A 600-nucleotide genomic window follows, 5' to 3' on the forward strand; every position below is an offset into this window, starting at 1 on the left:
GTCAGGATGGGCTGATACAAATGAGCTGTGGAAAAGACCCCCGTGCGTACCGGCTCCCCGCAGTTTGTCCCCCACCTGCTGCACCCGATGCATGAATTCGGACCGCGCACCCTCGATTTCAACCGTCGGATCGCCCTGATGGCGATCATCAACCGCACACCGGACTCCTTCTACGATGGTGGCCGCACCTTTGCGCTGGAGGCCGCCGTGGATGCCGCACTGCAGGCAGCTGACGACGGCGCCGACTGGGTGGACCCGCCTCCAGAAGGGGTGTGTCCTGCCAACTCGGCGGGCGCGGCCTGCTGTCAGGATGGGCTGATACAAATGAGCTGTGGAAAAGACCCCCGTGCGTACCGGCTCCCCGCAGTTTGTCCCCCACCTGCTGCACCCGATGCATGAATTCGGACCGCGCACCCTCGATTTCAACCGTCGGATCGCCCTGATGGCGATCATCAACCGCACACCGGACTCCTTCTACGATGGTGGCCGCACCTTTGCGCTGGAGGCCGCCGTGGATGCCGCACTGCAGGCAGCTGACGACGGCGCCGACTGGGTGGACATCGGCGGGGCACCCTTCGCTCCGGGGCCGGCCATACCGGC

The 600-nt window shown here is 65.3% G+C and carries 2 protein-coding genes; both read left to right on the forward strand.

The features are described from left to right. The first annotated feature begins 138 nt into the window (after positions 1-138). Entirely contained in the window at positions 139-399 is a 261-nt protein-coding gene (locus tag X803_RS22980) for a dihydropteroate synthase (protein ID WP_343299592.1), read from the forward strand. Then, a partial coding sequence (locus X803_RS17675) for a dihydropteroate synthase (protein WP_162149189.1) occupies positions 392-600 on the forward strand: 209 nt, incomplete at its 3' end. The genes X803_RS22980 and X803_RS17675, both read left to right, overlap by 8 nt.

This window comes from Arthrobacter sp. 35/47, assembly GCF_000520475.1.
Classification (GTDB): domain Bacteria; phylum Actinomycetota; class Actinomycetes; order Actinomycetales; family Micrococcaceae; genus Arthrobacter_D; species Arthrobacter_D subterraneus.